The organism is Methylobacterium sp. J-077 (genome assembly GCF_022829365.1).
GTDB lineage: Bacteria > Pseudomonadota > Alphaproteobacteria > Rhizobiales > Beijerinckiaceae > Methylobacterium.
Genome location: NZ_JAKSYJ010000093.1, coordinates 143,186 through 167,464, shown reverse-complemented (window position 1 = coordinate 167,464; position 24,279 = coordinate 143,186). Strand labels below are relative to the sequence as shown.

Here is a 24,279-nt window from a genome sequence, read left to right as displayed (position 1 = left end):
CCGGCCATGCCCAACACGGTGGTTCTCCTCTCCCAGGCCTTCAACGGCCTTGCCCTTGGGAGCCTTCTGGCGCTCGTGTCCAGCGGGCTCACCATCATCCTGGGCACCCTGGGGGTGCTCAACTTCGCCCACGGTGCGCTGTTCGCCGTGGGGGCCTACACCGCCTTCGTGATGATGTCGGCGACGCATTCCTTCCTGCTCGCCCTGCTCGGCGGCTGCGCCGTCATGCTGGTCGTCGGCTTCGCCATGGAGCGGCTGGTGATCCGCCATTTCTACGCGAGGCCCGACGAGGACCAGATCCTCGTCACCTACGGCATCGGCATTGTTCTCGTGGAGGCGTTGCGCGCGTGGTTCGGGGGGAACAGCCAGCGGGTGCCGTTGCCTTCCTGGGGCGTGGGGGCGACCAAGCTCGGCTTCCTCGTCTACCCGACCTACCGGCTCCAACTGATCGGCATCGTCGCGGCGCTCCTCCTCGGCCTCTACCTCGTCCTCTACCGGACTGCGATCGGCCTCGTGGTGCGGGCGGGCATCGAGAATGCCGGCATGGTCGGCATCCTCGGCATCGACGTGCGCCGCACCTTCCTCCTCGTCTTCGGCATCGGAATCGTCGCGGTGGGGCTCGCCGGGATGCTCTACGCCCCCGTCGTCTCGGTGACGCCCGACATGGGTGCCAGCTTCATGGTGCAATCCTTCGTGGTCATCGTGCTGGGCGGGCTCGGCTCGTTCCCCGGCGCGGTGGTGGGAGGGCTGATCGCGGGCGAGGTCATCAGCCTGACGAGTGCCTTCAGCTCCGCCTATTCGGAGGTGATGCTCTACGGCCTGATGGCACTGGTGCTGGTGGCGCGCCCGCAAGGGCTGTTCGGCACGGAGGGCCGCGTCTGATGCCCCCTGCCCTCCGCCGCATCCTCCCCGAACTGGCGCTCGCCGCCTTCCTGGTGGTCGCCCCTCTCCTGCTGCCGCCGCTGGGCTTCTCACACGACCTGCTGACGCGGGCGCTCAATTGGGCGCTGTTCGGCCTCGGGCTCGACATCCTGTTCGGCCTCGCGGGCCTCCTCTCCTTCGGCCAGGCCGCCTTCTACGGGACGGGCGGGTTCGTCGCCGCCACCCTCCTCGTCTCCGGGACGGTGGGAAGCGTCTGGCTCGCCCTCCTGGCTGGGACGCTGGCGGCGGGGCTATTCGGCCTCCTCGTCGGCTGGCTCGCCGTCCGGCGCATCGGCATCTACTTCGCCATGATCACGCTGGCCTTCGGCCAGATGGCGTATTTCATCGAAAACTCCCCGCTCTCGGAATGGACCGGCGGCGAGAACGGCATCGCCGGGGTGCCCCTTCCGACAATCGGCTTCGGGGCGGGCGCGGTGCGGATCACCGCCGGGCTGCCGATGTACGCGCTCCTCGCGACCACCTTCCTCGTCGGCTTCGTTCTGGCCCGCCGCATCGCAAAATCCCCTGTGGGGCTGATCCTGCGGGCAGTGAAGGAGAACACCGCCCGCGTGGCGATGCTCGGCCACGACGTCCCGGCCTACAAGCTCGCCGCCTTCACCATCGCCGCGCTCTATGCGGGGCTCGCCGGGGCGATGCTCGGGCCGTTCCAGAGCTACATGCCGCCGGACGCTTTCGCCCTGGAGACCTCGGGGCAACTCGTGGTGCAGACCATCGTCGGCGGCGTCGGCACCTTGGTCGGGCCACTGGTCGGCGCGGCCCTCTGGCTGTGGCTGCGCGACAACCTGCAACTCATCCCCGGCCTCGGTCCGCTGTGGAAGCTCGTCCTGGGGCTCGCCTTCATCGGCCTCGTGATCGGCCTACGCCGGGGCATCTGCGGGGAGATCCTGCATCTCTGGAACCGCCGCCGGGAGGCCCGTCGCCTCCGCGCGGAGCTGGCCCGGACGGAGGCCATCGAGGCGAGCGGCGGAGCACCGGCCCGCGCCGTCCCGGCTGAGATCGCCCTGCCGATGCCGCGCCCGGCGGTGGACGGACGCAGCGCGCGCGGGGAGATCGTCCTTGAGGCGCGCGGGCTCGCCCGGCACTACGGTGGCCTGAAGGCGGTCGACGGCGTGAGCTTCACCGTGCGCCGGGGGTCGATCCACGCGGTGATCGGGCCGAATGGAGCGGGCAAGAGCACCCTGTTCAAGATGCTCTCCGACGAGGTGAGCCCGAGCGCGGGCGAGGTGCTGCTGTTTGGCGAGCGGCTAACCGGAGGCGGGGTGAGCCGAGCGGCCCAGCGGGGCATTGCCAAGAGCAACCAGCTCAACCAGCTCTTCCTGAACCTCACGGTGCGGGGAAACCTTCGGGTGGCGGCGCTGGCTCGGGCGCGGGGCGGCTTCCGCCTGGATCTCATCGCCCCCGCCGACGGACGCCCCGAGGTGGAGGCGCAGGTAGCGACCCTGATGGACCTTCTCGATCTCGGCGAGCGGGCCGGCACCCCGGCGAGCGTCCTGGCCTATGGCGAGAAGCGACGGCTGGAGATCGGCATGGCGCTCGCCACTAGCCCGAACGTGCTGCTCCTCGACGAACCCTTGGCCGGCATGAGCCTGTCGGAGCGGGCGGCGACCTGCGCCCTGATCCGGCGCATCGCGAAGACTTGCACGGTCGTCGTGGTGGAGCACGACCTCGACGCCATCTTCGACCTCGCCGAGCGGATCACCGTGCTGTGCGAGGGCCGCCTCCTCGCCAACGGCCCAACCGATTCCGTGCGCCGGGACGCAGCCGTCCAGCGCGCCTATCTCGGTACCGGCCCGGCGGAAGCCGGTGCCACCCTGGGGAGCGCCGCATGAGCCTGCTCGAAGTCGAGGGCATCGACACCCTCTACGGAGATTCCCACATCCTGTTCGGCGTCTCCCTGCGGGTTGAGGAGAACGAGGTCGTGGCCCTCCTTGGCCGCAACGGCGCCGGCAAGACCACGTCGCTGCGCACGCTGATGGGCGTGCTCAGCCCCCGGCGCGGCACGATCCGCCTCGACGGCAAGGCGATCCACGGGCTCCCGCCCTCGCAGATCGCCCGCGTCGGCATGCAGCTCGTGCCGGAGGAGCGCGCCGTGTTCGGCGGCCTGACCGTGGAGGAGAACCTCCGCGTCGCGCGCCTGACCGCCCCCAAGGCGTGGCCCCTCAACCGGATCTGGGAGATCTTCCCCCGGCTCAAGGAGCGACGCACCTCGCGGGGGCGCACCCTCTCGGGGGGCGAGCAGCAGATGCTCTCGATCGCCCGCGCCCTGGTCCGCGACCCGCGCATCCTCCTCCTCGACGAGCCCTTCGAGGGGCTGGCGCCGCTGATCGTTCAGGATCTGGTCGTGTTGACGAAGCGTCTGGCCGCGGAAGGGCGCACGATCGTCGTGGTCGAGCAGAACGTCGCAGCGGTCCTGAGCTTCGCCGACCGGGTCTACGGCCTCAACAACGGCCACGTCGTCTACGAGGGGCAGGCCTCCGCTCTCCGGACGGATCCCGCTCCGATGCGGAACTTCATGGGCTTGGCGCCGTGAGCGAGACCACGGACACCGTCTCGATGCCGCTGCTTACATCGAGCGATCACCAATTTGGTTCGGTCAACTAAGAGATGTTTGATCTTGCAGTTTGATGTCTGTTCTTGCTGCATTTTGCCCGAAAGAAGACCGGCGGGATCCAACCTTCTGCGTCGTTTGCGTGGACGCTGTGCGGCGCCCAACGATGGCCGAAAGCCGTCCGTCCACTTCCTGGCATGAGGTGGATCAAAACCGATGTTTCCGTTCGCAGCGTTTTACCGAAGCTTGAAATGCTGACACGCTTTCCCGACAGAATGAAGGCCATTCCAGAGCTTGCCAAACGGCGCATGGGTTCCGTCGGCAAAGCGATCGAATTTCCGACGCGTGCGGTTGTGCTACCTACCGTTGCGTTCCACTAGGGCAAGCTCTGTAGAACGGCTGCGCTGGAACTCGGTCGCGGTATTCGCGTAAGATCAAATCATGCTCAGGTCGCTCGACCTTCTAAGGCAAATTACCCCGGCCGCGTCGCTCATCGCCGACGACGACGGACATATGACCCTTGCCGGCGGTGGCTCCGGTTACACCAAGCCATGGCATTGGCATGACGGCCTTATGCTGCTGTTGCCCAGCCTAGGTGCTTTCCGCCTCAAACACGAGGCTCGGCGCGAAGGCGTCTGGGTATCTGAAGACCGCTTCGCCGTCGTTCCTGCCTCGCATGCTCACGACACGAGCACTCTTCGAGATAATCAAGCTCACATAGTCGCTTACGTTAAAGAAAACGCGCTCCGACGCATCGAAGCGAGCCTCGGTTCGTTAAGCCGCGTCCGAACCTCCATTCGGACGAGCGGTATGTTCCCCGTCACCCCCGAGATCCGTACGCTTCGCGCCCTCTGTCTCGACGGCACAGGTGATACGTTAGGCTCCGCGGCTGTCCGCGCCCACCTCTCAGCCGCATTACTCATCCGATGCCTAGCAGCCATCGAGCAGGGCCGACCTCTCCCCTCGGCATCCCGACACGGACACGGCAAGGCCCTGATCCGTCAGGCGAGAGCTATAATCGCTGCGCGTCTGGATCAGGACGTCCCGCTCGACCTGCTAGCTGAGCGCCTGGATGTCTCACGCCGCCACCTGACCCGCCTGTTCCACGCCGAAGTCGGCTTGTCGGTCGGCGCGTTTCACCGGGCCAAGCGTCTCGACGCCGCCAAGGACATGCTAAGAGCTACGGACTTACCCGTCGACGAGATCGCGTCCCGGGTCGGGTTCGAGAGCGGCTCAGCCTTGTCCCGCGCCCTGCGTCGGCGAGACGGTCAGGCAGCTACGGGAATTCGGGCATCCTCACGAGCTCTCGTGGCCCACTCGGTCAAGAAGTAAGGCCCACCCGGCCGCGCGGGCGGTCCTTGTTTCCTACAATGATCTCCGATGACGGCGCGGCCGAGGTCCTGCGCGCTGCGGGTTGGGTATCTCAGTCATGAGCGATGTCGAAGTCGAAGTCGTACGCGTCTTTACCTGCGGTGGCGCGGGGGGCAATCCTTGCCCCGTCGTGGCGGACGCCGGCACCTTAGACGCAGGCGCGATGCAGGACATCGCTCGGCGGTACCGCCACGAGAGTGGGTTCGTGCTACCGCCTGAGGACGACACACACGACCTCCGGTTCCGCTTCTTCGTGCCAAACCACGAGATGGAGATGTGCGCCCACGCCACCATCGGCACCCTCTGGGTGTTAGCCCGCCGCGGGCGGTTGGCGAGTGCGCCGGTGCGAATTGCAACAGTGAGCGGTACCGTCACCGGCTTCGTCCAGGCCCACGACGACGGATCGTGGCGCGTTGAGATCACCCAGCCAACCGGACGGGTCGTGCCGCTCGCATCGGAGCGTGTCGACACCGTCTGCGCCGCCCTGGGCATCAGCCGCGATGCTCTCGCCGATCTACCGGTGCACAACGCCGCCACCTCGCGTGTGAAGACCCTCATACCGATACGCTGGCCGGAGGGCCTGCACGCTCTCGCCCCCGACCCTGCGGCGGTCGAAGCCGCGTGTCGGGCCATCGGCTCGACGGGCCTCTATCCTTACGCAGTCGTAGACGGGCCGGGGCGCACGTTTGAGGCGCGGCAGTTCCCACGCTCATCCGGCTACCCGGAGGACGCTGCAACCGGCATCGCCGCGGCGGCGCTGGCGTTCGGTCTCCTGCACGATGGAACCGTCGAGCCCGACGATCGCCGCATCCTAATCCACCAAGGCCGCGCCATGGGCCATCTCTCGGAAATCTCGGTTCGTATCGGCTTCGCGGGTGACCGCGCCCTCGGCTGCTTGCTTGGAGGCGAAGTCGCCCCCGAGGACGAGCGCGGCTCCGCCAATGAAGGATCCTTCAAGTGAACGGCGCGATCCTAGCTCGCTTGGCGGCGGCCGGGCTGGCATTACCGCGACCGACAATGCCTGCCGCCAACTACGTGCCATTCACGCGTGCCGGCCCGCTGCTTTTCGTAGCTGGGCAGACCCCTGTACAGGATGGCGAACCCCAGTATTGCGGCATCGTCGGCGAGGGCATCACGATCGAGGAGGCGCAGGCCGCGGCGCGTCTATGCGCACTGAACGTTCTCGCCCAAGTCGACGTTGCCCTCAAAGGCGAACCCCTTCGAGTACGCTGCCTCCGGCTAGGTGGGTTCGTCCGCTGCACGGGCGACTTCATACAGCAGGCGCGGGTGCTAGACGGCGCCTCGGACCTCATGGTGCTCGCCCTCGGCGAAGATGGCCGCCACGCGCGTACGACGGCCGGGACCAACGCCCTGCCGCGTGGCGTGCCCGTCGAGGTCGAGGGAGTCTTCGAGCTGGCATGACCTTGTCGTGGCTCCCTGCAGGGGACGCCCGTGTCGGCCAGACAATCGGAGCGACCTAGAAACGGAAAAGGACATCGACGATGTATGCCCTGAAGAACGCGGCCGTCGCCGCGACGATGACGTTCGCGTTAGCTTCTCCCTCACTCTCAGCAGAAGAACTCACAGGCACACTCAAGAAGGTGAAGGATACGGGCGTCATCACGCTTGGGTTCCGGGACGCTTCGGTGCCATTTTCCTACCTGGACGGGGATCAGAAGCCAGTCGGCTATGCGCTTGAGATCTGCTATCGTATCGTTGATGCGGTAAAGGAGCGGCTTGGGCTTGCCAAGCTTGACGTCCGGCTCAACGGGGTGACGTCGGCAACGCGCATCCCACTGATCGCAAATGGCACCATCGACCTTGAATGCGGTTCGACAACGAACACGTTCGAACGCCGCAACCAAGTTTCGTTCACCAATACCGACTTCCTGACCGCGACGCGCTACGTGTCGAAGAAGAGTACCGGTCTGCACACCATCGATGACCTGCAGGGCAAGACTGTGGTCTCGACCTCTGGCACGATTAACCTACGCCAGATCAACGAAGCCAACATCGCGCGCAACCTCGGTCTGACCATCCTACCCGCCGTCGACCATGCAGAGGCGTTCCTGATGGTCCAGAACGGGCGGGCAGTGGCCTTTGTGATGGACGATGTGCTGCTGGCCTCTTTGGTAGCCGCAGCCAGGGATCCCGCTGCCTTCGAAATATCGTCGGAAGCCTTATCGAAACCAGAGCCCTACGCCGTCATGCTGCGCAAGGATGACGCCCCATTCAAAGCCGTGGCTGACGCCGCAACAGCCAAGCTCTACGCCGGTCCCGAAGGACAGGTGTTATACGACAAGTGGTTCACGAAGCCGATCCCGCCGAGAGGGATTAACTTGGGGCTTCCGATGAGCGCTGCACTGCGGAAAGCTTTTGCGAGTCCGACCGATAGCTTCGACCCAAGCGCCTATTGATCACCACTCAATTGCGCGACATCCAGATCCGGGACTGTCAACTCAGTCCTAGTTGGTGAATGATATCGTTTGAGGTGATTATTCATTCGGCTTGTCCGAAGGATTTTTAATAAGTTCCTTGAGCTTGCTCGACATAGGAAATTCAAGATTTGCTCCTCTTGGGGGGATAGGGCTCTCGAACCACTTAGCGTACAGCTTTTCGTACGCGCCGGACTTCATCAAATCGGTTAGAGTTTCATCGACGAGCGCCTTGAATTGTGGGTCGTCGCGTCGAATCATGAGGGCGTAGACATCGGATGGGTAAGCTTGGTCGAGGATCGTCAGCTTGCTAGGGTCCTTTGTATTTGCCCGTAAGCCAGCCAAGTTGATGTCGTCTTCTATGAATGCTGCGGCGCGCCCGGTTTCGACTAAGAGAAACGACTCGGCGTGATCTTTAGCGGACATAATGGTAAGTCCAAGGTTCTCGTTCTGATTAAGCTTATTCGCGAACTGAGCCGTGTTAGTCCCTGACGTTACGGCTACCGTCTTTCCCTTGAGATCAGTCGTGGAATGGATGTTTTCTGCAGTGCGCACCAGCCACCTGAACTGCGGCACGAAGGTGGAGACCGAGAACGCCACCTGCTTCTGGCGGGCAAGTTGATTTGCCGTCGAACCACACTCGATGTCGACGGTGCCGTTCGCAACAAGTGGCATACGAGTCGCCGAATTGACCGGATTGAACGCGACCTTGAGATCGGATGCGCCAATCTTGGCTTTGACGGCATCGACTACTCGGGCGCACAGGTCCACCGCGAAGCCGGTCGGCTTCTGCGCGCCATCTAGATAGGAGAATGGGACGGACGCTTCCCGGTATCCGACCGTAAACGTACCAGACTCTTTCGCCTTCTTGAGCGTACCCATGAGTTCCTCTGCCCTCGCTGATGGGTGCGGCCATAAACTGAGGATCAACGCCCCAGTCACGGTCGTCCAAGCCAAGTTCCGCATCGTCTTCTTCCTTTTATGAGATTTGCCCCAGCTCCACCGGCCGCGGCGGCCCCTGTTCAAGCGGCGGTGGGGAGGGCAGCGTCGATGGCGTCGCCAAGGCGTTCGACGACCGTGTCGACCGTCATCGCGTCGATGATGAAGGGCGGGGCCAGCAGAACATGGTCGCCTCGGGCGCCATCAATTGTGCCGCCGGCCGGGTAGACCGCGAGCCCCCGTTCCATCGCGGCGCGCTTGACCCGCGCATTAAGCTTCAGGTCGGGATCGAACGGCTCCTTGGTGCTGCGGTCCGCCACCAGTTCCACGCCAACGAACAACCCGCGACCGCGAATGTCACCGACGTGCGGGTGATTGCCGAAACGTTCAGTCAGCCGCCGCCGCAGATGCGCGCCCATGACCTGAACGTTGTCGAGGAGCCGGTCGCGAGCGACTACCTCCTGCACTGCGAGAGCTGCCGCGCATGCCATCGGGTGGCAGATGTAGGTGTGGCCGTGCTGGAACGACCCCGAACCTGCAGCGAACGCCTCGAAGATACGACCACTCAGCAGGGTCGCACCAATTGGCTGGTAGCCCCCGCCTAAGCCTTTGGCGATCGTCATTAGGTCGGGCGCGACGCCATCCTGTTCGCAAGCGTGGAGCGTGCCGGTGCGACCCATGCCGCACATCACCTCGTCGAGGATCAGTAGAATGCCGTAACGATCGCAAATCGCACGGATCTGCTTGAAATAATCAGCCACGGGCGGCACGGCGCCTGCGGTTGCACCCACAACCGGCTCGGCTACGAAGGCCATCACTGTCTCTGGGCCGAGCTCGAGGATTTTATCCTCCAGCGCTCCAGCGGCGCGTGCCGCGTAGGCGTCGTCGCTCTCGCTCACTTCCTGGTACCGGTAGGCGAAGCAGGGGTCGATGTGATGGGTTTCAACCAGCAGCGGCGCGAACGGAGCACGGCGCCACGCATTACCACCTGTAGCCAAGGCACCGAGGGTGTTGCCGTGATAGCTTTGGCGGCGGGCGATGATCCGGCTGCGGTTTGGCTGGCCGATCTCTACGAAGTACTGGCGCGCCATCTTTAGCGCGGCCTCGACAGCCTCCGAGCCGCCAGAGGTGAAATAAACGTGGCTGATACCGTCGGGCGCGCCTGTGACTAGGCGGTCGGCCAAAGCCTCAGCCGCATCGCTGGTGAAGAAGCTGGTGTGGGCGTAGGCGAGCTTGTCGGCTTGGGCATGGAGCGCTGCAACCACGTCGGGATGGCCATGGCCCAGGCAAGACACCGCTGCCCCACCGGAAGCGTCGATGTAGGAGCGGCCATCTGCGTCGTAGAGTTCGACGCCGCCGCCCCCGACAGCGGTCGGCAGCCGAGCGCCGATTGTGCGATGCAGGATGTGCGTCATACGCCTTCGTCCTTCAAAGTTGTTGCGAGCTTAAAGAGCGCGTTGTTTTCGGCTGCCGACCACCGATGGACGTCGGCGGTGTTTGGGACCGGTCCGGCGAACAAGCCGTCCGGTATCGAGCCCGGAAGCCGCGGAGGCAGGCGCTTGGCTTGCAGCAGCAACCAGGTCAGAGGGACCTACCGTCGAGGCTGTATTGGTTTCTCCGACATGATCGCCCTCATCCCGTTTGAGCGCCTTAGCGGTCTATGCTCCTGCCGAGCCGGGCGCAGTTGCTCGCCGAGGCACTCGGCATCCGAGATGATCTCATTGTTTCATCGTGTACCAATATGATCCATGCGTTGCAACATCATCTTTCAAAGGGTAAGGGGTTAGTATGAGCCAGGAGGCGCTTAGGGACAGGATCGTCGCCGACTACGGCGCGCTCTCGGAGCAGTTCCGTGTCGCGGCTCAGTACGTCTTGGACCACCCCAGCGACGTCGCGCTCCTGACGATGCGCGAACAGGCGCGGCGGGCAGGCGTCCAACCAGCCACGATGACACGCTTCGCGAAGCATCTCGGTCTGGATGGGTACGACCGTATCCGTGAGGCCCATGCTGAGACTCTGCGGACGGGTGGTTCTGGTTTCGCCGGCAAGGCGCGTGCCGTCGGACCGGGCCAGAAAGGCGCGAAATCCCTTGCCGCTGCCATGATCGCATCGCTCGCCGCGCAGGTCGCGAGCCTAGCGAAACCGGAGACGCTCGCGAGCTTGGTCGCTGCGGCGGAACTGCTGGCGGGTGCGAGGCGGGTCTACTGCGTCAGCCTGCGCTCGATGCATCCGATCGCTTGGCATTTCCACTACATCATGACGCTCGTCGGGGAGCGCAGCATCCTGCTCGATGGCCCGGGGGGGACGGGGCCTGACGCGTTGGGGCGGGCCACGGCGGACGATGTGCTGCTGGCCGCGACGGCGCTCCCATACACGCGTGCGACGGTCGAACTGGCGGAACACGCTGCCTCGCGCGGCATCCCGGTCGTAGCCATCACAGACAGCATCGTATCGCCTCTCGCCCGCCTCGCTCGGTACGTCGTCACAGCGCCGACCGAAAGCCCCGCGCCGTTCCACGCGATGTCGCCGGCCTTCGTGGTCGCCGAGATCCTCGCCGCTCTCGTGTCTGAAGCGGACGGCGAGGAGACGGTGGCCGCGCTCCAGCGGACCGACGGACATCTCGCGAGCCTCGGCATCCACCTGCAGCCGCGATCCGCTGGTCGACGGCCACGCTTGGGGGCGAGAGCCAAGACGAGCATGGCCGAAGCGACACCAGATGGGTCTAGAGGGGAAATCGAGCATGCGGGAAGCGGGATTTATAGGACTGGGCCAGATGGGCCGGCCGATGGCGATGAACCTGCTGCGAGTCCCGGGCGGCCTCGTCGTCGGCGCGCGGAAACCTGAGCAGCTCGCCGAGTTCGAGCGCTGGGGAGCCCGGACGACCACGCGCCTCTCCGACGTGGCCGAGGCGCACGTAATCTTTCTGTGCCTTCCAGACGGGGATGCGGTTGAAGCTGTCCTATTCGGCCCCGACGGCCAGGCCGAGCGGCTGAGGCCAGACACCGTCATCGTTGACACCAGCACGATCGCCTACGCGCAGGCCCTCGAACTCGCCGGAAGGCTCGCTAACCTGCGCGTCCATTTCCTCGATGCTCCCGTGTCCGGGATGGCGGCGCGGGCCGCCGATGGAACGTTGACGGTGATGTGCGGGGGCGATCCCAACGTGTTCGAGTCGGTCCGAAAACATCTCGACTTGATCGGGAACAAAATTGTCTACGCTGGGCCGAGCGGTAGCGGCCAACTCATCAAGCTCATAAATCAGCTGTTGTTCGATATCAACGCTGCTGCGCTCGCTGAGATCTTGCCGATGTCCGCGAAGCTAGGTCTCAATTCTGACCTGGTGGCGGAGGTCGTTAACTCGGTACGGGCCGGAGCCACGCGTCCGAATTCTTCATTCCGCGCATACTTCAGGGGCACTTCTTCGACGGCTACTCGATGGCACACGCCTACAAGGACCTGGTGAGCGGTGCAGGCATCTCGGCAAACCTGTGTGTGCCAATGCCCGTCCTCGCTGCGGCTACTGCGACTTATCAGGCCGCGCTGCTTAGCGGTCACGGCGACAAGGACAAGGGCGGGATGGTCCGCGTCTTTGAGGATCTCCTCGACGTTCGCTACCGCAGCCACCCCGCCTGCCCCTGACCCTGATTAAGGATCGAGGTACCCAGATGACCGATGAACCGCATGGCCTCGACCGGGGCCTAACCAATTACGGCGACCGCGACTTCGCCCGCTACCTGCGCCGCTCCTTCGCCCGCTCAATGGGGATCTCGCGGACGCTGCTTGACAAGCCGGTGGTCGGCATCGCCATGACGCCGTCCGGGTTCAACAACTGTCATCGCAGCATGCCCGAGCTGGTGGAGGCCGTCTCGCGGGGGGTGCTGGCCGCTGGGGCCCTGCCGCGGCCATTCCCAACCGTGTCGCTGGGCGAAGTTTTCCTTAGTCCGACCAGTATGATGTACCGCAACCTGATGGCCATGGACACGGAGGAGATGATCCAGGCCCAGCCGATGGATGCGGTCGTGCTGATCGGCGGCTGTGACAAGACGGTCCCGGCCCAGCTCATGGGCGCGGCCTCTGCGGGTCTGCCGGCGATCCAGGTCGTGACCGGCCCGATGTCCACCGGACGCCATCGGGGCCAGCGGCTCGGCGCCTGCACGGATTGCCGGGGCTTCTGGGCCAAGTACCGGGCCGGGACAGTGGATGCAGACGAGATCGCCGAAGTCGAAGGCCGGCTCTCCGTCACGGCCGGCACCTGTGCGGTGATGGGCACCGCCTCGACCATGGCGTGCATCGCCGAGGCGCTCGGCATGTCGTTGCCGGGCACGGCCGCGATCCCGGCGGTGCATTCCGACCGGCTGGTCGCCGCCGAAGAGACGGGACGGGCCGCGGTGCGCCTGATCCAGACCAAGATCACCCCAGCCCAGGTCATCACCCGGGAATCCGTGGAGAACGCGATCCGGGCCCTGATGGCGGTGTCCGGATCTACCAACGCCATCGTGCACCTCACGGCCATCGCGGGTCGGATAGGCATTCGGATCTCATACGAGCGCTTCAACCAGATCTCGGACGAGACGCCGGTGCTGGTCGACCTGAAGCCGGTGGGCGAGGGCTACATGGAGGATTTCCATGCCGCCGGCGGCATGGGTGCGCTGCTGCGTGAACTGCGCCCGCTCCTGCATCTCGGCACCGTCGATGTGGAGGGCCGTACCCTGGCCGAACGCCTGGATGAGCCGCCCGGCTGGGTCGACCGCTCGGTTATCCGGGCCTTCGACAATCCGGTCTCGCCGGTCGGCGGGCTGGTGGCGCTCACCGGCAACCTCGCCCCCGAGGGGGCGATTTTTAAGCGCGCTGCCGCGACGCCGAACCTTTTCGAGTCCGAGGGGCGTGCGGTGGTTTTCACCGGCCTCGAGGACCTGAGCCGGCGGATCGACGATCCCGAGCTCGACGTGGGCCCAGGCGACGTACTGGTGCTGCAGAATGCCGGCCCGCACGCTGCCGGGATGCCGGAGGCCGGCTATCTGCCCATTCCGAAGAAACTCGCCCGGGCGGGGGTGAAGGACATGGTGCGCATTTCCGACGCGCGAATGTCCGGCACCGCCTTCGGGTCGATCGTTCTGCACATCGCCCCCGAAGCCGCGATCGGCGGCCCGCTCGCGGCGGTGCGCGACGGCGACAGGATCCGCCTATCGATCCGGGACAAGCGGATCGACCTGCTGGTCGAGAATGATGAGATTGCTCGTCGGATCACGGACCACCGACCGCCGCCGGCCCCGACCCGGGGCTACAAGGCGCTCTACCGCCGCACCGTCACTCAGGCTCCTGAGGGCTGCGACTTCGATTTCCTCATAGGTAAAAGCGCACCGAGCGGTGGGTAAAGCTTCGCATATCAAGCTAAGCCCCTCCACAGTGCTTGGTTGTGACGTACGTCGTTCCGATAGGGCCTGCTCCTGTGGGACGGTCTACAATCTCGGCCGAGCCGTTCCAAAAGGTGTCTGCGAAGTTTGGAACGCCAAAAAGACCGACATTTTAGATCCGTGTGGAACGCCGCTGTGCAGTGCCTTTGATCAGGATCGGTCGCGGCGGGGCATCAGGTTGCCTGCAAGCGGACCTTCCGAACTTCAGAGAAGGGTCGACACCGGACGGATGATTACCTGGACCTGAATGTCCGCTGCCAGGCGGTGGGTTGATGTCTGCTCATGGCGCGAAGCCGCGGTCTGGAATGGCAGGGTTTGGCCGATTGCTGCCAGTCCGCTTCGGAGCGAGGCTGCTGGAAAAGCGGACGCGCGGCTTGCGACCCGATTGAGCCGTTCAACCCTGTGCCCGACCCTCCCAAATGCGGTTGTTAGAGCATGTCAGCTCGTCACGTTCAGCGCGTCTGCGGCTTTCTGTGATCCTCAGACCTGATCGCCCAGCAACCCACTCGCTAACCGCCGGAACGCGGTGACGGCCTTGTCGCGGACCGCGGATGGATCATCGGAAGCGGCGACCCAGAGCGCCGCACTCAATGCCGCACCATTCAAGAGACGCCCCGCCGCCTCGACGTCGAGGGCGTGCACGACGCCCTCGTCGATCAGCGACCGGATGGTGCGCATCGTGATTTGCAGGCACGCGTTCTCGCCCGGCCACTTAGAAGGATCACCGAGAACGGCGGGGCCGTCGAGCAGCATGATGCGCTGTATTTCGGGCTCAACCGCCATCTCGATGTAGGCCGTCCCGTCGTCGAGGAGGCCTTGCCACGTGTTCGGCGCTCGTTCGCGGACCCTGCGCAACCGCTCGGCCATTTCGTCGTCGATCTGCGCGATTACGGCCCAGAGCAGTCCCTTCTTGTCCCCGAAGTTGTGATAGAGCGCGCCGCGCGTCAGGCCGACTGAGGCAGTGAGATCATCCATGGACGCCGCCGCGTAGCCTTGGGTTGCGAACGCCCGACGCGCGGCCCCCAGAAGCTTGTCTCGCGTCTCGGCCATCGTCTCGGCCCGCCGTCCCGTGGCCATGTGCCTTTCCTCCAGTGCGCTATCGAGCCAGTTGACATACGTGACGTATGTGGAGCATCCGCTGACATACGAGGCGTATATTAACCTGTCGCTCAGAAGGGGAACGTCTCGAACGGCGACGCATATCGACGCTGCGTTTGCCCAACCCGATACACGAGAAGGATGTGATCATGCCTAAGCGCGACGCCGTCACGCCCGCCGCTCGTCATGCCCTGTACGATGCGCATCGCTACTCAGCCGCGATCCGTTCGGGCGACTTGCTATTTGTCTCGGGACAGGTCGGCAGTCGAGAGGACGGCTCCCCCGAACCCAACTTCGAAGCTCAAGTTCGACGCGCCTTCGCCAATCTGCGCGGCGTGCTGACAGCGGCCGGGTGCACCTTCGACGACGTCGTTGACGTCACGACCTTCCACACCGACCCACAGGCGCAGTTTGAGACGATTATGGCCGTGCGTAACGCTGAGATCGGAGCGCCGCCTTACCCAAACTGGACGGCTGTTGGGGTGACGTGGCTTGCAGGCTTCGACTTCGAGATCAAGGTCATCGCACGCATCCCCATGACTGCGACGTGACCCAGGGCTATCAGCGCCGACAGCACATGGCCCAAAGCGGCCCTTCCGCATATAGGGCAGGCCGCTGAATCAGCAGACAGGCCGATCGAGGACCGACACGGCGCTGGCTTCACACCGTCTGCTGCTGAGCCAGTGCTCGGCGGCGGTCAACACGACCGAAAAACACAGTCGAACCCCGGGAACATCGACTTAGGATCAGTCCATACCTTGCCGCCGAATTGTTCTTGGCTGCAAGCAACGACAACCCGCTGCCAGGGGCGGCCTCGCGCCTGACTTACTCCGCCGCGATTGAGGCCTCGGCGACATCGACCTGAAGGATGTCGTTGAAGCGATTGAAGGCGCCACAAAGCGCAATCCGCCATGTCAGCTCGACGAGTTGCGGCTCACTGAAATGCTGCCGGATGCGGGTGAAGATCTCGTCTCGCGTCCGGCTCCAATTGTTCGTGACTGCGATGCTGTACTCCACCACGAGCTTGTCGACATCGTCGAGCTCGGGGTGGTCCCCGTAGTCGAGGAGGCGCTCCGCACCGGCCTCTGTCACGCCCTGCACCGCGAGCTTCGGCGCGTGATGAGCGACACAGTACTCGCATTTGTTGAGGAGCGAGACGGTCACGATTGCGAGTTCGAGATAGCGCTTCGGCAACACCGCCTCGTCGGAGAGCTGGGTGAGCATCGCCCAGGTGTGCTGGAAGATCGGCAGGCGCTGCGCCATCACGCCGGCTTGGTCCGCGAACTCGCCGTAGCTCGTCATCTTGTCCCAAAGCGGGTGCAGCACGGCCGGGAGGTCGTCGAGGGTCTTCATCGTCACGCGGGCCATCAGGATCGCTCCTTCGTCGGGGATATCAGGCGGTACTCACGCACGAAGCCGTTCGGCTTAAAGATCAGAATCGTGACCAGGGCGACCCCAACCAGGAAGAGGCGCAAGGCCGCCAGTTGGGCGCCATCCAGCAGGCCGAATGCGTCGATGAGAAAGCGGCTCCCTTCGAGGAGCAGGACCACGGTGAAGCCCGCGAGTAGGACGCCGGTGTTGCTGCCGCGCCCCCCGATGATCACCGCCATAAAGGCGTAGGCCGTGATCACCGGGCCGAACTGGGTCGGGTCGATGTAGGTGTAGTTGAACGCGTGCAGGCTGCCCGCGATGCCGAGCGCCGCGCCGCCGAGGCCGAAAGCCCGCAGGCGCAGCCACAGCACGTTCTTGCCGAGCGCCTCGGCGACCATCGGGTCCTCCCGGGTGGCCCGAAGCGTCCGGCCGAAGGGCGACCGGGCCAGGATCTCGAACACGGTATAGACAATGGCGAGGCAGACGACGGCGAAGGCGAGGAACACCGCGTCGGCCGCCGAGGGTGGGACCCAGCCGGCGAAAGGGCGCATGATACCCGGCACGCCGAGCGTCCCGCGGGTGAGCCACTCCTCGTAGCTGATGAACAGCCGCAGGCTCTCCGCGAAGCCGAGGGACACGATGGCGAGGTAGTCGTCGGACAGCCTGATCGAGATCAGGCTGACGGTCGCGCTGGCGAGCCCGGTCACGAGGATGGCGGCCGCCATGGCGAGGAGCGGCGGCCAGCCCGCGACGTTCAAGAGCCCGCAGGTGTAGGCGCCGAGCATGACGAAGCCGAACAGGCCGAAATTGACCAAGCCGCCCAGGCCCCATTGCAAGTTGAGGGCGAGGCCCGCGATCGTGCTGATGGCAACCAGCGCCAGGGTGGCGATGAGGTAGGCGGTCATCGCGTCAGCCACCTTGCGCCGAACAGCCCGGACGGGCGGACGAGGAGGATCACGGCCATCACCAGGAACGCCACAATGTTGCGGTATTGCGGGGCGAGCACGGTGGTGGCGAGCTCCTCGGCCACCCCGAGCACCAGAGCGCCCGCAACCGCCGCCATCGGGCTTGCGAGGCCCCCCAGGATCGCCGCGGTGAACACCGGTAGGGTGTAGGTCCAGCCCATCTGCGGATCGAGGGTCGCGTCGAGACCGATCAGCACCCCGGCGAGAGCCGCGAGCGCGCCGGACAGCGCCCAGACCACCGTCACGACGCCCCGCCGCCCGATGCCCCGCACGGCGGCGAGGTCCGGGTTATCGGCCACGGCCCGCATGGCGCGACCGATCCGGGTGAAGCGGAACAGCACCCAGATGCCCGCGAGGACCGCCACGACGGCGAAGAGGGTGGTGATCTGCTCGAAATTGATGCGCAGGCCGAACAGGCGAAGCGGCCGGGCGAGCGCCACCGCGTAGCCCCGGGGGGAGTTGCCGGCGATGAACCGGACGACGTTCTCTAGCGCCAGCGCGACGCCGATGGAAGCGACGAGTAGCGTGACCCCCGAGCACCCACGAAGGCGCTCGTAGACGAGTTCGTTGACGCCGACCGCGACCAGCGCCCCGGCGGCCATCCCGCCCAATGTCGCCAGCGGAAGCGGCCAGCCGGCGAGGGTGTTGAACCCGAACGCGGCGTAGGCCCCCACCGTCAGCATGGCGCCGATGGCGTAGTTCGCGAAGCGGAGCACGCTGAATGTTAGGGCGAGGGCGAGGGCGGGAAGCGCGATCAGGAGGCCGGTGACGAGGCCGTTGAAGACAAGCTGGATCATGGGGTCGCCTCGGCCCCGAGGTAGAGCCGGCGCATCTCCGGGTCGGCCAGCAGCGCCTGCGCCGGGGCACGGGCCCGAACCTGACCGGCGACGAGCACCAGACCGTCCTCGACCGCGCCGAGGCCGAGGCGGGTGTTCTGCTCGATCATGAAGACGGCGACGCCCGACTCGACGATCCGCGCAATCGCGGCGAACAAAAGCCCGGCGTTGCGAGGCGACAGCCCGGCTGAGGGCTCGTCGAGGGCGAGCAGGGCGGGCGCGGGCATGAGGGCGGCGGCCATCGCCACCATCTGGCGCTGCCCGCCACTGAGATGGCCCGCCAGCGTCCCGAGCCTGTCCGCCAGTTCGGGGAAGAGGTCCAGCATGGCCTCCAGCCGGCCAGCGAAACCGCTGGGCTGCCGCGACGGGATGAATTCGAAGCCGAGCTTCAGGTTCTCGCGCACGCTCATGTTGCGGAAGACGTTGGCCTCCTGAGGCACGTAGCCGACACCGCGCCGGGCGCGGGCGGGGGCGCCGAGCCCTGTCACATCCTCGCCGAGGAGCCGGATGCGGCCCCGCGAAGGGCGGATGAGGCCGACGACGACCTTCATCAGAGTTGACTTGCCGGACCCGTTTGGCCCGACGACGGTGAGGCTGCCGCGGTCCCCTACCGTGAGGTCGACCCCGTGGAGGATGCTGCGGGCCCCATAGCCGGCTTCGATGCCCTGGACGTCGAGGGCGCTCACGCCGCGCCCCCGAGATAAGCCTGCGCTACCGCGTCGTCCGCCGCGATCTCGGCGAAGCGCCCCTGGCGGAGCACCCGGCCCTCGGCCAGCACGTAGATCGGGTCGCACAGGGCGGCGATGAGATCCATGTTGTGCTCCACGATCGCGAAGGTCAGCCCCTCGTCGCGCAGCAGGCGGATGAAGTCCGCGATCTCGCCGACGAGGACCGGGTTGACCCCCGCGGCCGGCTCGTCAAGCAGCACCACGCGCGGCTCCAGCATCAGCGCACGGCAGAGTTCGAGGAGCTTCTTCTGGCCGCCGGAGAGGGCGTCGGCCGGCTGGTCGGCAAGTCGGCGCAGGCCGACCCGAGCGAGGAGCGCGTCCGCCCGCACCAGGGCCGCCTCCTCGGCGCGCCGGACGAGGCCGGGGCGGGCGAACACGTTCCAGATCGCCTCCCCCGGCTGACGGGGCGCGGCGAGGAGCAGGTTCTCCAGCACCGTGAGGCCGCCGAGTTCCCGGGAGATCTGGAAGGTCCGCGTCAGGCCGAGGCGCGCCCGGCGGTGGGCGGGCATCCGCGTCACGGGGCGGCCCAGCAGCCGCACGGCACCCACCTGGGGCCGCCGCCGGCCGGCGAGCACGTCGAACAGCGTGGACTTGCCCGCGCCGTTCGGTCCGACGAGGCCGGTGATCGACCCCGCCCGGACCGCGAGGTCCACTCCGTCGAGCGCCGTGAAGCCACCGAAGCGGACGCCGACGCCGACAGCCTCCAGCAATGCCGTCGGCGCTTCGCTCACCGCGTCGTGCCGACGCGGCGGCTCACGCCGTCACTGACGCGGAAATGGCCGTAGTCGAGGTCGGTCTGGTCGCCGTTCGGCGTGAACTTGAAGTCGGCGGCGGCGCCGCTGTAGCGGAACGGCTTACCGTTGCGGGCCAGCTTCAGGGCCTCCGCCGGATCGGATACGTTCGGGCCCGGCTCGTTGGCGACCGAGGCGATGACCTTGATGAAGTCGGCCGCCTTGTCGCTCTTGGCCTTCTCTATCGCGAGGGCGAGGACGACGACCTCGTCGAAGACGTTCGCACCGAAGGGCACGATGGTCCCCTCCGGCTGGTTCGTGGCCTTGAGGTAGATCTTGTAGGCACCGGCATCGCCGACCGGCACCGCTTGGACGTGGTTCACGCCCTCGGCCGCCTCCTTGCCGACGTTGCGCACGAAGGCGCCCTGGCTGTCGGCGGCATGGCTGAAGGTGTAGAGCTTGCTCGTGTAACCCGAACGGAACGCCTCCTTCACGACGGCGCTGAACTCCGGAATGTAGCTGGCCACGAAGACCGCATCCGGCTCCTTGGCGAAGACCTTCTCAACCTCCGTGCGGTAGGAGGGTTGGTTCGGGTTGAAACTGACCACGTCGAGGATTTTACCCCCGTCTGCCTTGAAGGCGTCGACGAAGGGCTGGACGGTCGAGAGTGTGAAGGGCGTCTGCAGCACAAGGAGCGAGGCCGTCTTGGCCCCGTCTTTCCTGACCACGTGGGCGAACGCCGTACCCCAGGCCTTGCCGGTGGTCTGGAACCGCCAGACGAGTCCCTTGGTGTCGCCCTGCGTGATCTCGTCGGCGGAGCCGTTGACGAGGAGCGCGATGCCCTTCTCGATCGCCACCGGCCGGACGGCCAGCGCCACCGCGCTGCTCCACACCCCGGCGATGGCCGAGACGCCATCGACGTCGATCAGCTTGCGCGCCACCGCGACGCCCGAGGTCGGGACGCTCTCGTCGTCGGCGACGACGAGTTCGAGTTTATGGCCGAGCACGCCGCCCGCCGCGTTCACGACGTCCAAAGCCGCGCGGGCGCCGCGCTCCTCCTCTCGGCCATAGGGACCGCCGGTGCCCGAGAGCGGGGCGAGCAGGCCGATCCGCGTCGTCGCGTCGGCCGCCATCGCGATTTCGGGGACGGTGGCGCTCAACGCCAGGCCAAGGGCCGCGAGAAGGCGAAGGGTGCAGAGGCGCACGGTCGATCCCCGATGGCTGGAAGGGCGCGCGGTCACACGGGCGACGACGCGTCCAGAGGCCTCCCGCCGGACCGATTCCCCCGGGCGTGACGGCGAGGCTTGACGGTTCGAGCCATACTGTCGTCCCCCAGACCGGTCAATCGGATCGTTCTTTTTTCCGAACGAAATTTGACTTGGGCGGGCAAGGGGGTTCAAACAAAGGGGTACGCCGGATCAAGAGGACGGACGGAAGCGGATGACCTCGCAACGTGAAGTTCGCCTCAACACCTTCCAGATGGCGGCTCCGTCCCACAACTGGGCAGGCTTGTGGCGCCATCCCCGAGACGATCAGTCCTCGTACAACCGGCTTCAGTATTGGACCGACCTCGCCCAGACAGCAGAGCGCGGATTCCTCGACGGTATCTTCATCGCCGACGTCTTCGGAATCTACGACGTCTACGGTGGAAACCCGGAGGCGGCGCTGCGGGCGGGGGCGCAGGCCCCCAGCGCGGACCCGGTGCTCGCCGTCTCGGCCATGGCGCACGTGACCCGCCATATCGGGTTCGGCGTCACGGCGAACCTCACCTACGAGCACCCGTTCCAGTTCGCCCGTCGGTTCGGCACCCTCGACCATCTCACGGACGGCCGCGTCGGCTGGAACATCGTCACGGGCTACCTCGACAGCGGCGCTCGGGGCATGGGCTTCGCGACCTCGCGCGCTCATGACGAGCGATACGAGGCGGCCGAGGACTTCATGGCCGCCGTGTACAAGCTGTGGGAGGGGTCGTGGGAGGACGGCGCCGTCGTCCGCGATCGAGAGGCCGGAATCTTCTCCCACCCCGATAGGGTGCATCGCATCCGGCACGACGGGCCCTACTACAAGGTGGACGGGCGGCATCTCGCCGAGCCGTCCCCGCAGCGCACGCCGGTGCTCTATCAGGCGGGGACCTCATCGCGGGGCTCCAGCTTCGCCGGGCGCCACGCGGAATGCGTCTTCCTCAACGGGCCGAACAAGGCGGCCGCCGCCAAGGCCGTCCGGGGCGTGCGCGAGGCGGCGGGGGCGGCCGGGCGCGACCCCCACGACATCCTCACCTTCCTCGGCGCCACGCTGATCGTCGCCCCAACGGCGGCGGAGGCCCGGGACCTGCGCGACGAGTACCGCGGCTACCTCGACACCGCCGGCCAGCTCGCGCTGGTGTCCGGCTGGACGGGGATCGATCTCGCCGCCCTTGGGTTGGACGATCCCCTGCCATTCGTCAAAACGAACGCTATCCAGTCGACGGTGAAGCATCTCGCCGGCGACGCCGCCCAGCCGACGCGGGTGCGTGATCTCCTCGATTTCACCCCCGCCGGGGCGCGGGCCCCCGTGATCGTCGGCTCTCCGGTCGAGGTCGTGGACGAACTCCTCGCCTGGGTGGCGGAGACCGACGTCGACGGGTTCAACCTCGTGCGCACTGTTATGCCGGAGTCCCTCGACGCAATCGTCGATCTTGTCGTCCCCGAGTTGCAGAACCGGGGCGTCTTCAAGGCCGCCTATGGCGAGGGCACTCTGCGGGAGAAGCTTTTTCCCGGCCGGTCGCCGTGGCTGGGCCCGACGCATGAGGGGGCCCGCTATCGTAGGGGCGCCCGGTGACGGCGCGGTGGTGGCGCGGCCTCACGCCCGCGCGCGCCAAGCCGCATCGCGGTCCTTGGTGAAGGCTGAGGTGACGCCGGAGGCGGCCTGCCGGTCGACGTCGAGATGCGGCAGGATCAGCTCGCCGAACCGGTAGGCCTCCTCCAGGAGCGGCATTCCCGACACGATCAGCACGTCGTTGCCGGCATCCCGATAATCCTGGATGCGGGACAGGACCTGTTTCGCGCTGCCGACGAGGGCGGTGCCTGGGCCGTGCCTGACTAGGCCGATGGCCGACCAAAGGTTCGGGGCGATCTCGAGGTCGCGCAGGTCCTTCGGCTTGCGCCCGCCATGGAGCGCGGACATGCGCTGCTGGCCGATGGAGTCGATGCCGGCGACATAGGCCTGCGCGCCGGCCACCGCCGCCTCGTCCATGTGATCGTAAAGGTCTTGGGCCGCCGCCCAGGCCGCCTCCTCGGTCTCGCGCACGATGACGTAGAGGCGGATGCCGAAGCGGATCTTGTCCTCGCGTCCGTATTGCCGGGCCAGCGTCCTGACCTCGCGGATCTTGGCCTCGGACTGATCAGGTGTCTCGCCCCAGGAGAGGTAGGTGTCGATGTGCTTGGCCGCGACCTCGTGGGCGGCGGGGGAGGATCCGCCGAACCAGAGGGGGATGCGCGCCTGCGTCGGCGGCACGGGGATGCCGGCCTCCACCACGTGGATGTACCGGCCCTTGAACGTCACGGTCTCTCCGCGCAGCAATCCGGTGAGAACGGTGAGGAACTCGTCGGTGTAGGCGTAGCGCTCGTCGTGGCTGAGATGGACGCCGTGTTGCGCCATCAGCTTGGCGTCGCCGTTGACGATGTTCACCCGCAGCCGGCCCTTCGAGAACTGATCGAAGGTCGTGATCATCTTAGCGAGCAACGTCGGCGAGATCATCGGCGGGTGCGCGGCGATGAGGTGTTGAAACTGGTCGGTATAGGGGATCAGCGAGGCCCCCTGGATCCAGGCGTCGTGGGAGCCGGTCGCCAGCAGCGCCCCCGTGTAGCCGAGGTGATCGACCGCCCGGGCGAGCTGCTGAAAGTAGGCGTAGTTCAGCGCTCGCGCGCCGTCCGGCCGCCAGGGATAGCGGCCGTCGGGGCCGGTCAGATACCAGAGAACTTCCATGGGGGCGTTTCCTGCTCCGGGGGGATCGGCGGCAGCCGTCAGGCCGCGGGGGCATGGCTTGGATCGACGGTGTCGGTCACGTCGAGACGGTGGGGGATCAGACCGAACCGGGCGAAGAGGTCGGCGTGGGCCTGCTGCTCGGCCAGGAAATCCGGGCCGGGCGCGGCGAGGCCCCAGGGGCGCCCGGTCAGCGCGGGGAGCCATTGCGCCGCCGAGTGGCCGTTGACGCCGTCGAGGAGGCGGGCGGCCTCCTCGGGGTCCGCCCGCGTGGCCGCGTCGGAGGCGATCAGAGCCTCGCTCAGCGTCCGCACGGCCTCGCGCCGCGTGCGCAGAATCTCGGTCGCCCCCCAAAAGACCGTGCGATTGGAAAAAAACTCGCCGGGCTTCGCCAGGATGCGGACCGGCCGGGCCGCCGCGATCTGCGAGTACAGCGGCTCGGTGGCGACGATCGCATCCAGATATCCGGCGAGGAAGGCGTCCTTGGCGGTCGCCGGCAGGATCTCGGCCGCCCGCACATCGCGCCACGCGAGGCCCGCCGCATCGAGTTCCGCCGCAAGGAACTGCGTGTGCCACGACACCGGCATCAGCCCGATGCCCCGACCCTTGAGGTCAGCGAGGGATGTGATCGCCGAGTCTTCGGCGACCAGCAGGCCGCCGCGCTCCGGGCGCGGCTCACCCACGGCGAAGACGGCCGTCGAGAGGCCGGCGGCCTTCGCCAGGATCGGCGGCGTCGCACCGGTTCCGGCCAGATGCAGCACTCCGGCCTGAATCAGGGGAATGGTCTGGGATCCTGCGCCATAGACGAAGAAGGTGAGCCCCCTCTCGCGCAACGCCGCCACCGCAGCCTGCCGGCGCGCCAGGATCGACAAAGAAGGGTTCTGCGGGTGGGCGCCGACGACGACCGTCATGGATGCCTCCGGTCGGGCATGGGGGGATGG

22 protein-coding genes and 2 pseudogenes are annotated in these 24,279 nt (G+C 66.4%); 13 read left to right on the top strand and 11 right to left on the bottom strand.

Features of this window, described 5'->3' with window-relative positions; all coding sequences use genetic code 11:
* The first annotated feature begins 6 nt into the window (after positions 1–6).
* The 8 genes from MKL11_RS07485 to MKL11_RS07450 all read left to right on the top strand — a co-directional run bounded on the left by MKL11_RS07485 (position 7) and on the right by MKL11_RS07450 (position 7,278).
* On the top strand, positions 7–882 hold the full coding sequence (locus MKL11_RS07485) for a branched-chain amino acid ABC transporter permease (RefSeq protein WP_243941777.1): 876 nt from the start codon (positions 7–9) through the stop codon (positions 880–882).
* A complete protein-coding gene (locus MKL11_RS07480) occupies positions 882–2,771 on the top strand; it encodes an ABC transporter permease subunit (RefSeq protein ID WP_243941775.1) in 1,890 nt (629 codons plus the stop codon). The genes MKL11_RS07485 and MKL11_RS07480 overlap by 1 nt, the downstream gene beginning before the upstream one ends.
* The gene (locus MKL11_RS07475) at positions 2,768–3,472 is read left to right on the top strand and encodes an ABC transporter ATP-binding protein (RefSeq protein ID WP_243941773.1); all 705 of its coding nucleotides are present in this window, start codon (positions 2,768–2,770) and stop codon (positions 3,470–3,472) included. Before MKL11_RS07480 ends, MKL11_RS07475 begins: the two co-directional genes overlap by 4 nt.
* A gap of 104 nt (positions 3,473–3,576) precedes the next feature.
* Complete coding sequence (locus MKL11_RS07470; protein ID WP_243941771.1) at positions 3,577–3,870, top strand: hypothetical protein; 294 nt, start codon at positions 3,577–3,579, stop codon at positions 3,868–3,870.
* A 61-nt stretch (positions 3,871–3,931) separates the two neighbouring features.
* Positions 3,932–4,822: a helix-turn-helix domain-containing protein gene (locus MKL11_RS07465; protein WP_243941769.1), complete on the top strand. Its 891-nt coding sequence runs from the start codon at positions 3,932–3,934 to the stop codon at positions 4,820–4,822.
* Between the two features lie 97 nt (positions 4,823–4,919).
* Complete coding sequence (locus MKL11_RS07460; protein WP_243941767.1) at positions 4,920–5,822, top strand: PhzF family phenazine biosynthesis protein; 903 nt, start codon at positions 4,920–4,922, stop codon at positions 5,820–5,822.
* Positions 5,819–6,283: a RidA family protein gene (locus MKL11_RS07455; protein ID WP_243941765.1), complete on the top strand. Its 465-nt coding sequence runs from the start codon at positions 5,819–5,821 to the stop codon at positions 6,281–6,283. The genes MKL11_RS07460 and MKL11_RS07455 overlap by 4 nt, the downstream gene beginning before the upstream one ends.
* A gap of 116 nt (positions 6,284–6,399) precedes the next feature.
* Positions 6,400–7,278: an amino acid ABC transporter substrate-binding protein gene (locus MKL11_RS07450; protein ID WP_243941863.1), complete on the top strand. Its 879-nt coding sequence runs from the start codon at positions 6,400–6,402 to the stop codon at positions 7,276–7,278.
* A 78-nt stretch (positions 7,279–7,356) separates the two neighbouring features.
* On the opposite strand, the gene MKL11_RS07445 is transcribed toward MKL11_RS07450, so the two are convergent.
* Together MKL11_RS07445 and MKL11_RS07440 are read right to left on the bottom strand one after the other, a co-directional pair.
* The gene (locus tag MKL11_RS07445; protein ID WP_243941762.1) at positions 7,357–8,178 is read right to left on the bottom strand and encodes an amino acid ABC transporter substrate-binding protein; all 822 of its coding nucleotides are present in this window, start codon (positions 8,176–8,178) and stop codon (positions 7,357–7,359) included.
* Between the two features lie 140 nt (positions 8,179–8,318).
* Entirely contained in the window at positions 8,319–9,650 is a 1,332-nt protein-coding gene (locus MKL11_RS07440) for an aspartate aminotransferase family protein (RefSeq protein WP_243941759.1), read from the bottom strand.
* Positions 9,651–10,023: 373 nt separating this feature from the next.
* Between MKL11_RS07440 and MKL11_RS07435 the strand changes: the two are divergent.
* The 3 genes and pseudogenes from MKL11_RS07435 to MKL11_RS07420 form a co-directional block, all read left to right on the top strand.
* Positions 10,024–10,905: pseudogene (locus MKL11_RS07435) on the top strand (MurR/RpiR family transcriptional regulator); the annotation flags it as partial.
* Between the two features lie 46 nt (positions 10,906–10,951).
* Positions 10,952–11,874, top strand: a pseudogene (locus tag MKL11_RS07430) (NAD(P)-dependent oxidoreductase).
* 26 nt (positions 11,875–11,900) lie between these two features.
* Positions 11,901–13,610, top strand: a complete 1,710-nt coding sequence (locus tag MKL11_RS07420) for an IlvD/Edd family dehydratase (protein WP_243941756.1) — start codon at positions 11,901–11,903, stop codon at positions 13,608–13,610.
* 519 nt (positions 13,611–14,129) lie between these two features.
* Here MKL11_RS07420 and MKL11_RS07415 read toward each other — a convergent pair.
* Positions 14,130–14,726 (bottom strand): TetR/AcrR family transcriptional regulator, encoded by a 597-nt coding sequence (locus MKL11_RS07415; RefSeq protein ID WP_243941754.1) that lies wholly within the window; start codon positions 14,724–14,726, stop codon positions 14,130–14,132.
* A 170-nt stretch (positions 14,727–14,896) separates the two neighbouring features.
* Here MKL11_RS07415 and MKL11_RS07410 point away from each other — a divergent pair, with 170 nt between their 5' ends.
* On the top strand, positions 14,897–15,298 hold the full coding sequence (locus MKL11_RS07410) for a RidA family protein (RefSeq protein ID WP_243941752.1): 402 nt from the start codon (positions 14,897–14,899) through the stop codon (positions 15,296–15,298).
* A 274-nt stretch (positions 15,299–15,572) separates the two neighbouring features.
* Here the strand turns inward: MKL11_RS07410 and MKL11_RS07405 are convergent, their stop codons facing one another.
* The 6 genes from MKL11_RS07405 to MKL11_RS07380 are packed head-to-tail and all read right to left on the bottom strand — an operon-like array spanning position 15,573 to position 20,583.
* The gene (locus MKL11_RS07405) at positions 15,573–16,115 is read right to left on the bottom strand and encodes a carboxymuconolactone decarboxylase family protein (RefSeq protein WP_243941750.1); all 543 of its coding nucleotides are present in this window, start codon (positions 16,113–16,115) and stop codon (positions 15,573–15,575) included.
* Positions 16,115–17,023: a branched-chain amino acid ABC transporter permease gene (locus tag MKL11_RS07400; RefSeq protein ID WP_243941748.1), complete on the bottom strand. Its 909-nt coding sequence runs from the start codon at positions 17,021–17,023 to the stop codon at positions 16,115–16,117. The genes MKL11_RS07405 and MKL11_RS07400 overlap by 1 nt, the downstream gene beginning before the upstream one ends.
* Positions 17,020–17,880, bottom strand: a complete 861-nt coding sequence (locus tag MKL11_RS07395) for a branched-chain amino acid ABC transporter permease (RefSeq protein ID WP_243941746.1) — start codon at positions 17,878–17,880, stop codon at positions 17,020–17,022. The genes MKL11_RS07400 and MKL11_RS07395 overlap by 4 nt, the downstream gene beginning before the upstream one ends.
* The gene (locus MKL11_RS07390) at positions 17,877–18,605 is read right to left on the bottom strand and encodes an ABC transporter ATP-binding protein (protein WP_243941744.1); all 729 of its coding nucleotides are present in this window, start codon (positions 18,603–18,605) and stop codon (positions 17,877–17,879) included. Before MKL11_RS07390 ends, MKL11_RS07395 begins: the two co-directional genes overlap by 4 nt.
* Positions 18,602–19,378, bottom strand: a complete 777-nt coding sequence (locus MKL11_RS07385; protein ID WP_243941742.1) for an ABC transporter ATP-binding protein — start codon at positions 19,376–19,378, stop codon at positions 18,602–18,604. Before MKL11_RS07385 ends, MKL11_RS07390 begins: the two co-directional genes overlap by 4 nt.
* The gene (locus MKL11_RS07380; RefSeq protein WP_243941740.1) at positions 19,375–20,583 is read right to left on the bottom strand and encodes an ABC transporter substrate-binding protein; all 1,209 of its coding nucleotides are present in this window, start codon (positions 20,581–20,583) and stop codon (positions 19,375–19,377) included. Before MKL11_RS07380 ends, MKL11_RS07385 begins: the two co-directional genes overlap by 4 nt.
* 235 nt (positions 20,584–20,818) lie before the next feature.
* Between MKL11_RS07380 and MKL11_RS07375 the strand changes: the two genes are divergently transcribed.
* Entirely contained in the window at positions 20,819–22,195 is a 1,377-nt protein-coding gene (locus tag MKL11_RS07375; RefSeq protein ID WP_243941738.1) for an LLM class flavin-dependent oxidoreductase, read from the top strand.
* Positions 22,196–22,216: 21 nt separating this feature from the next.
* On the opposite strand, the gene MKL11_RS07370 is transcribed toward MKL11_RS07375, so the two are convergent.
* Entirely contained in the window at positions 22,217–23,341 is a 1,125-nt protein-coding gene (locus MKL11_RS07370; protein ID WP_243941736.1) for an LLM class flavin-dependent oxidoreductase, read from the bottom strand.
* Positions 23,342–23,379: 38 nt separating this feature from the next.
* A complete protein-coding gene (locus MKL11_RS07365) occupies positions 23,380–24,249 on the bottom strand; it encodes an ABC transporter substrate-binding protein (RefSeq protein WP_243941734.1) in 870 nt (289 codons plus the stop codon).
* Positions 24,250–24,279: the final 30 nt, after the last annotated feature.

Excerpts from the sequence above, each read along its gene's own strand:
- MKL11_RS07445 (WP_243941762.1), bottom strand. The coding sequence starts at position 8,178 with ATGGGTACGCTCAAGAAGGCGAAAGAGTCTGGTACGTTTACGGTCGGA.
- MKL11_RS07405 (WP_243941750.1), bottom strand. The coding sequence starts at position 16,115 with ATGGCCCGCGTGACGATGAAGACCCTCGACGACCTCCCGGCCGTGCTG.
- MKL11_RS07440 (WP_243941759.1), bottom strand. The coding sequence starts at position 9,650 with ATGACGCACATCCTGCATCGCACAATCGGCGCTCGGCTGCCGACCGCT.
- MKL11_RS07460 (WP_243941767.1), top strand. The coding sequence starts at position 4,920 with ATGAGCGATGTCGAAGTCGAAGTCGTACGCGTCTTTACCTGCGGTGGC.
- MKL11_RS07465 (WP_243941769.1), top strand. The coding sequence starts at position 3,932 with ATGCTCAGGTCGCTCGACCTTCTAAGGCAAATTACCCCGGCCGCGTCG.
- MKL11_RS07375 (WP_243941738.1), top strand. The coding sequence starts at position 20,819 with ATGACCTCGCAACGTGAAGTTCGCCTCAACACCTTCCAGATGGCGGCT.
- MKL11_RS07420 (WP_243941756.1), top strand. The coding sequence starts at position 11,901 with ATGACCGATGAACCGCATGGCCTCGACCGGGGCCTAACCAATTACGGC.
- MKL11_RS07370 (WP_243941736.1), bottom strand. The coding sequence starts at position 23,341 with ATGGAAGTTCTCTGGTATCTGACCGGCCCCGACGGCCGCTATCCCTGG.
- MKL11_RS07485 (WP_243941777.1), top strand. The coding sequence starts at position 7 with ATGCCCAACACGGTGGTTCTCCTCTCCCAGGCCTTCAACGGCCTTGCC.
- MKL11_RS07400 (WP_243941748.1), bottom strand. The coding sequence starts at position 17,023 with ATGACCGCCTACCTCATCGCCACCCTGGCGCTGGTTGCCATCAGCACG.
- MKL11_RS07365 (WP_243941734.1), bottom strand. The coding sequence starts at position 24,249 with ATGACGGTCGTCGTCGGCGCCCACCCGCAGAACCCTTCTTTGTCGATC.
- MKL11_RS07395 (WP_243941746.1), bottom strand. The coding sequence starts at position 17,880 with ATGATCCAGCTTGTCTTCAACGGCCTCGTCACCGGCCTCCTGATCGCG.
- MKL11_RS07475 (WP_243941773.1), top strand. The coding sequence starts at position 2,768 with ATGAGCCTGCTCGAAGTCGAGGGCATCGACACCCTCTACGGAGATTCC.
- MKL11_RS07480 (WP_243941775.1), top strand. The coding sequence starts at position 882 with ATGCCCCCTGCCCTCCGCCGCATCCTCCCCGAACTGGCGCTCGCCGCC.
- MKL11_RS07415 (WP_243941754.1), bottom strand. The coding sequence starts at position 14,726 with ATGGCCACGGGACGGCGGGCCGAGACGATGGCCGAGACGCGAGACAAG.
- MKL11_RS07450 (WP_243941863.1), top strand. The coding sequence starts at position 6,400 with ATGACGTTCGCGTTAGCTTCTCCCTCACTCTCAGCAGAAGAACTCACA.
- MKL11_RS07410 (WP_243941752.1), top strand. The coding sequence starts at position 14,897 with ATGCCTAAGCGCGACGCCGTCACGCCCGCCGCTCGTCATGCCCTGTAC.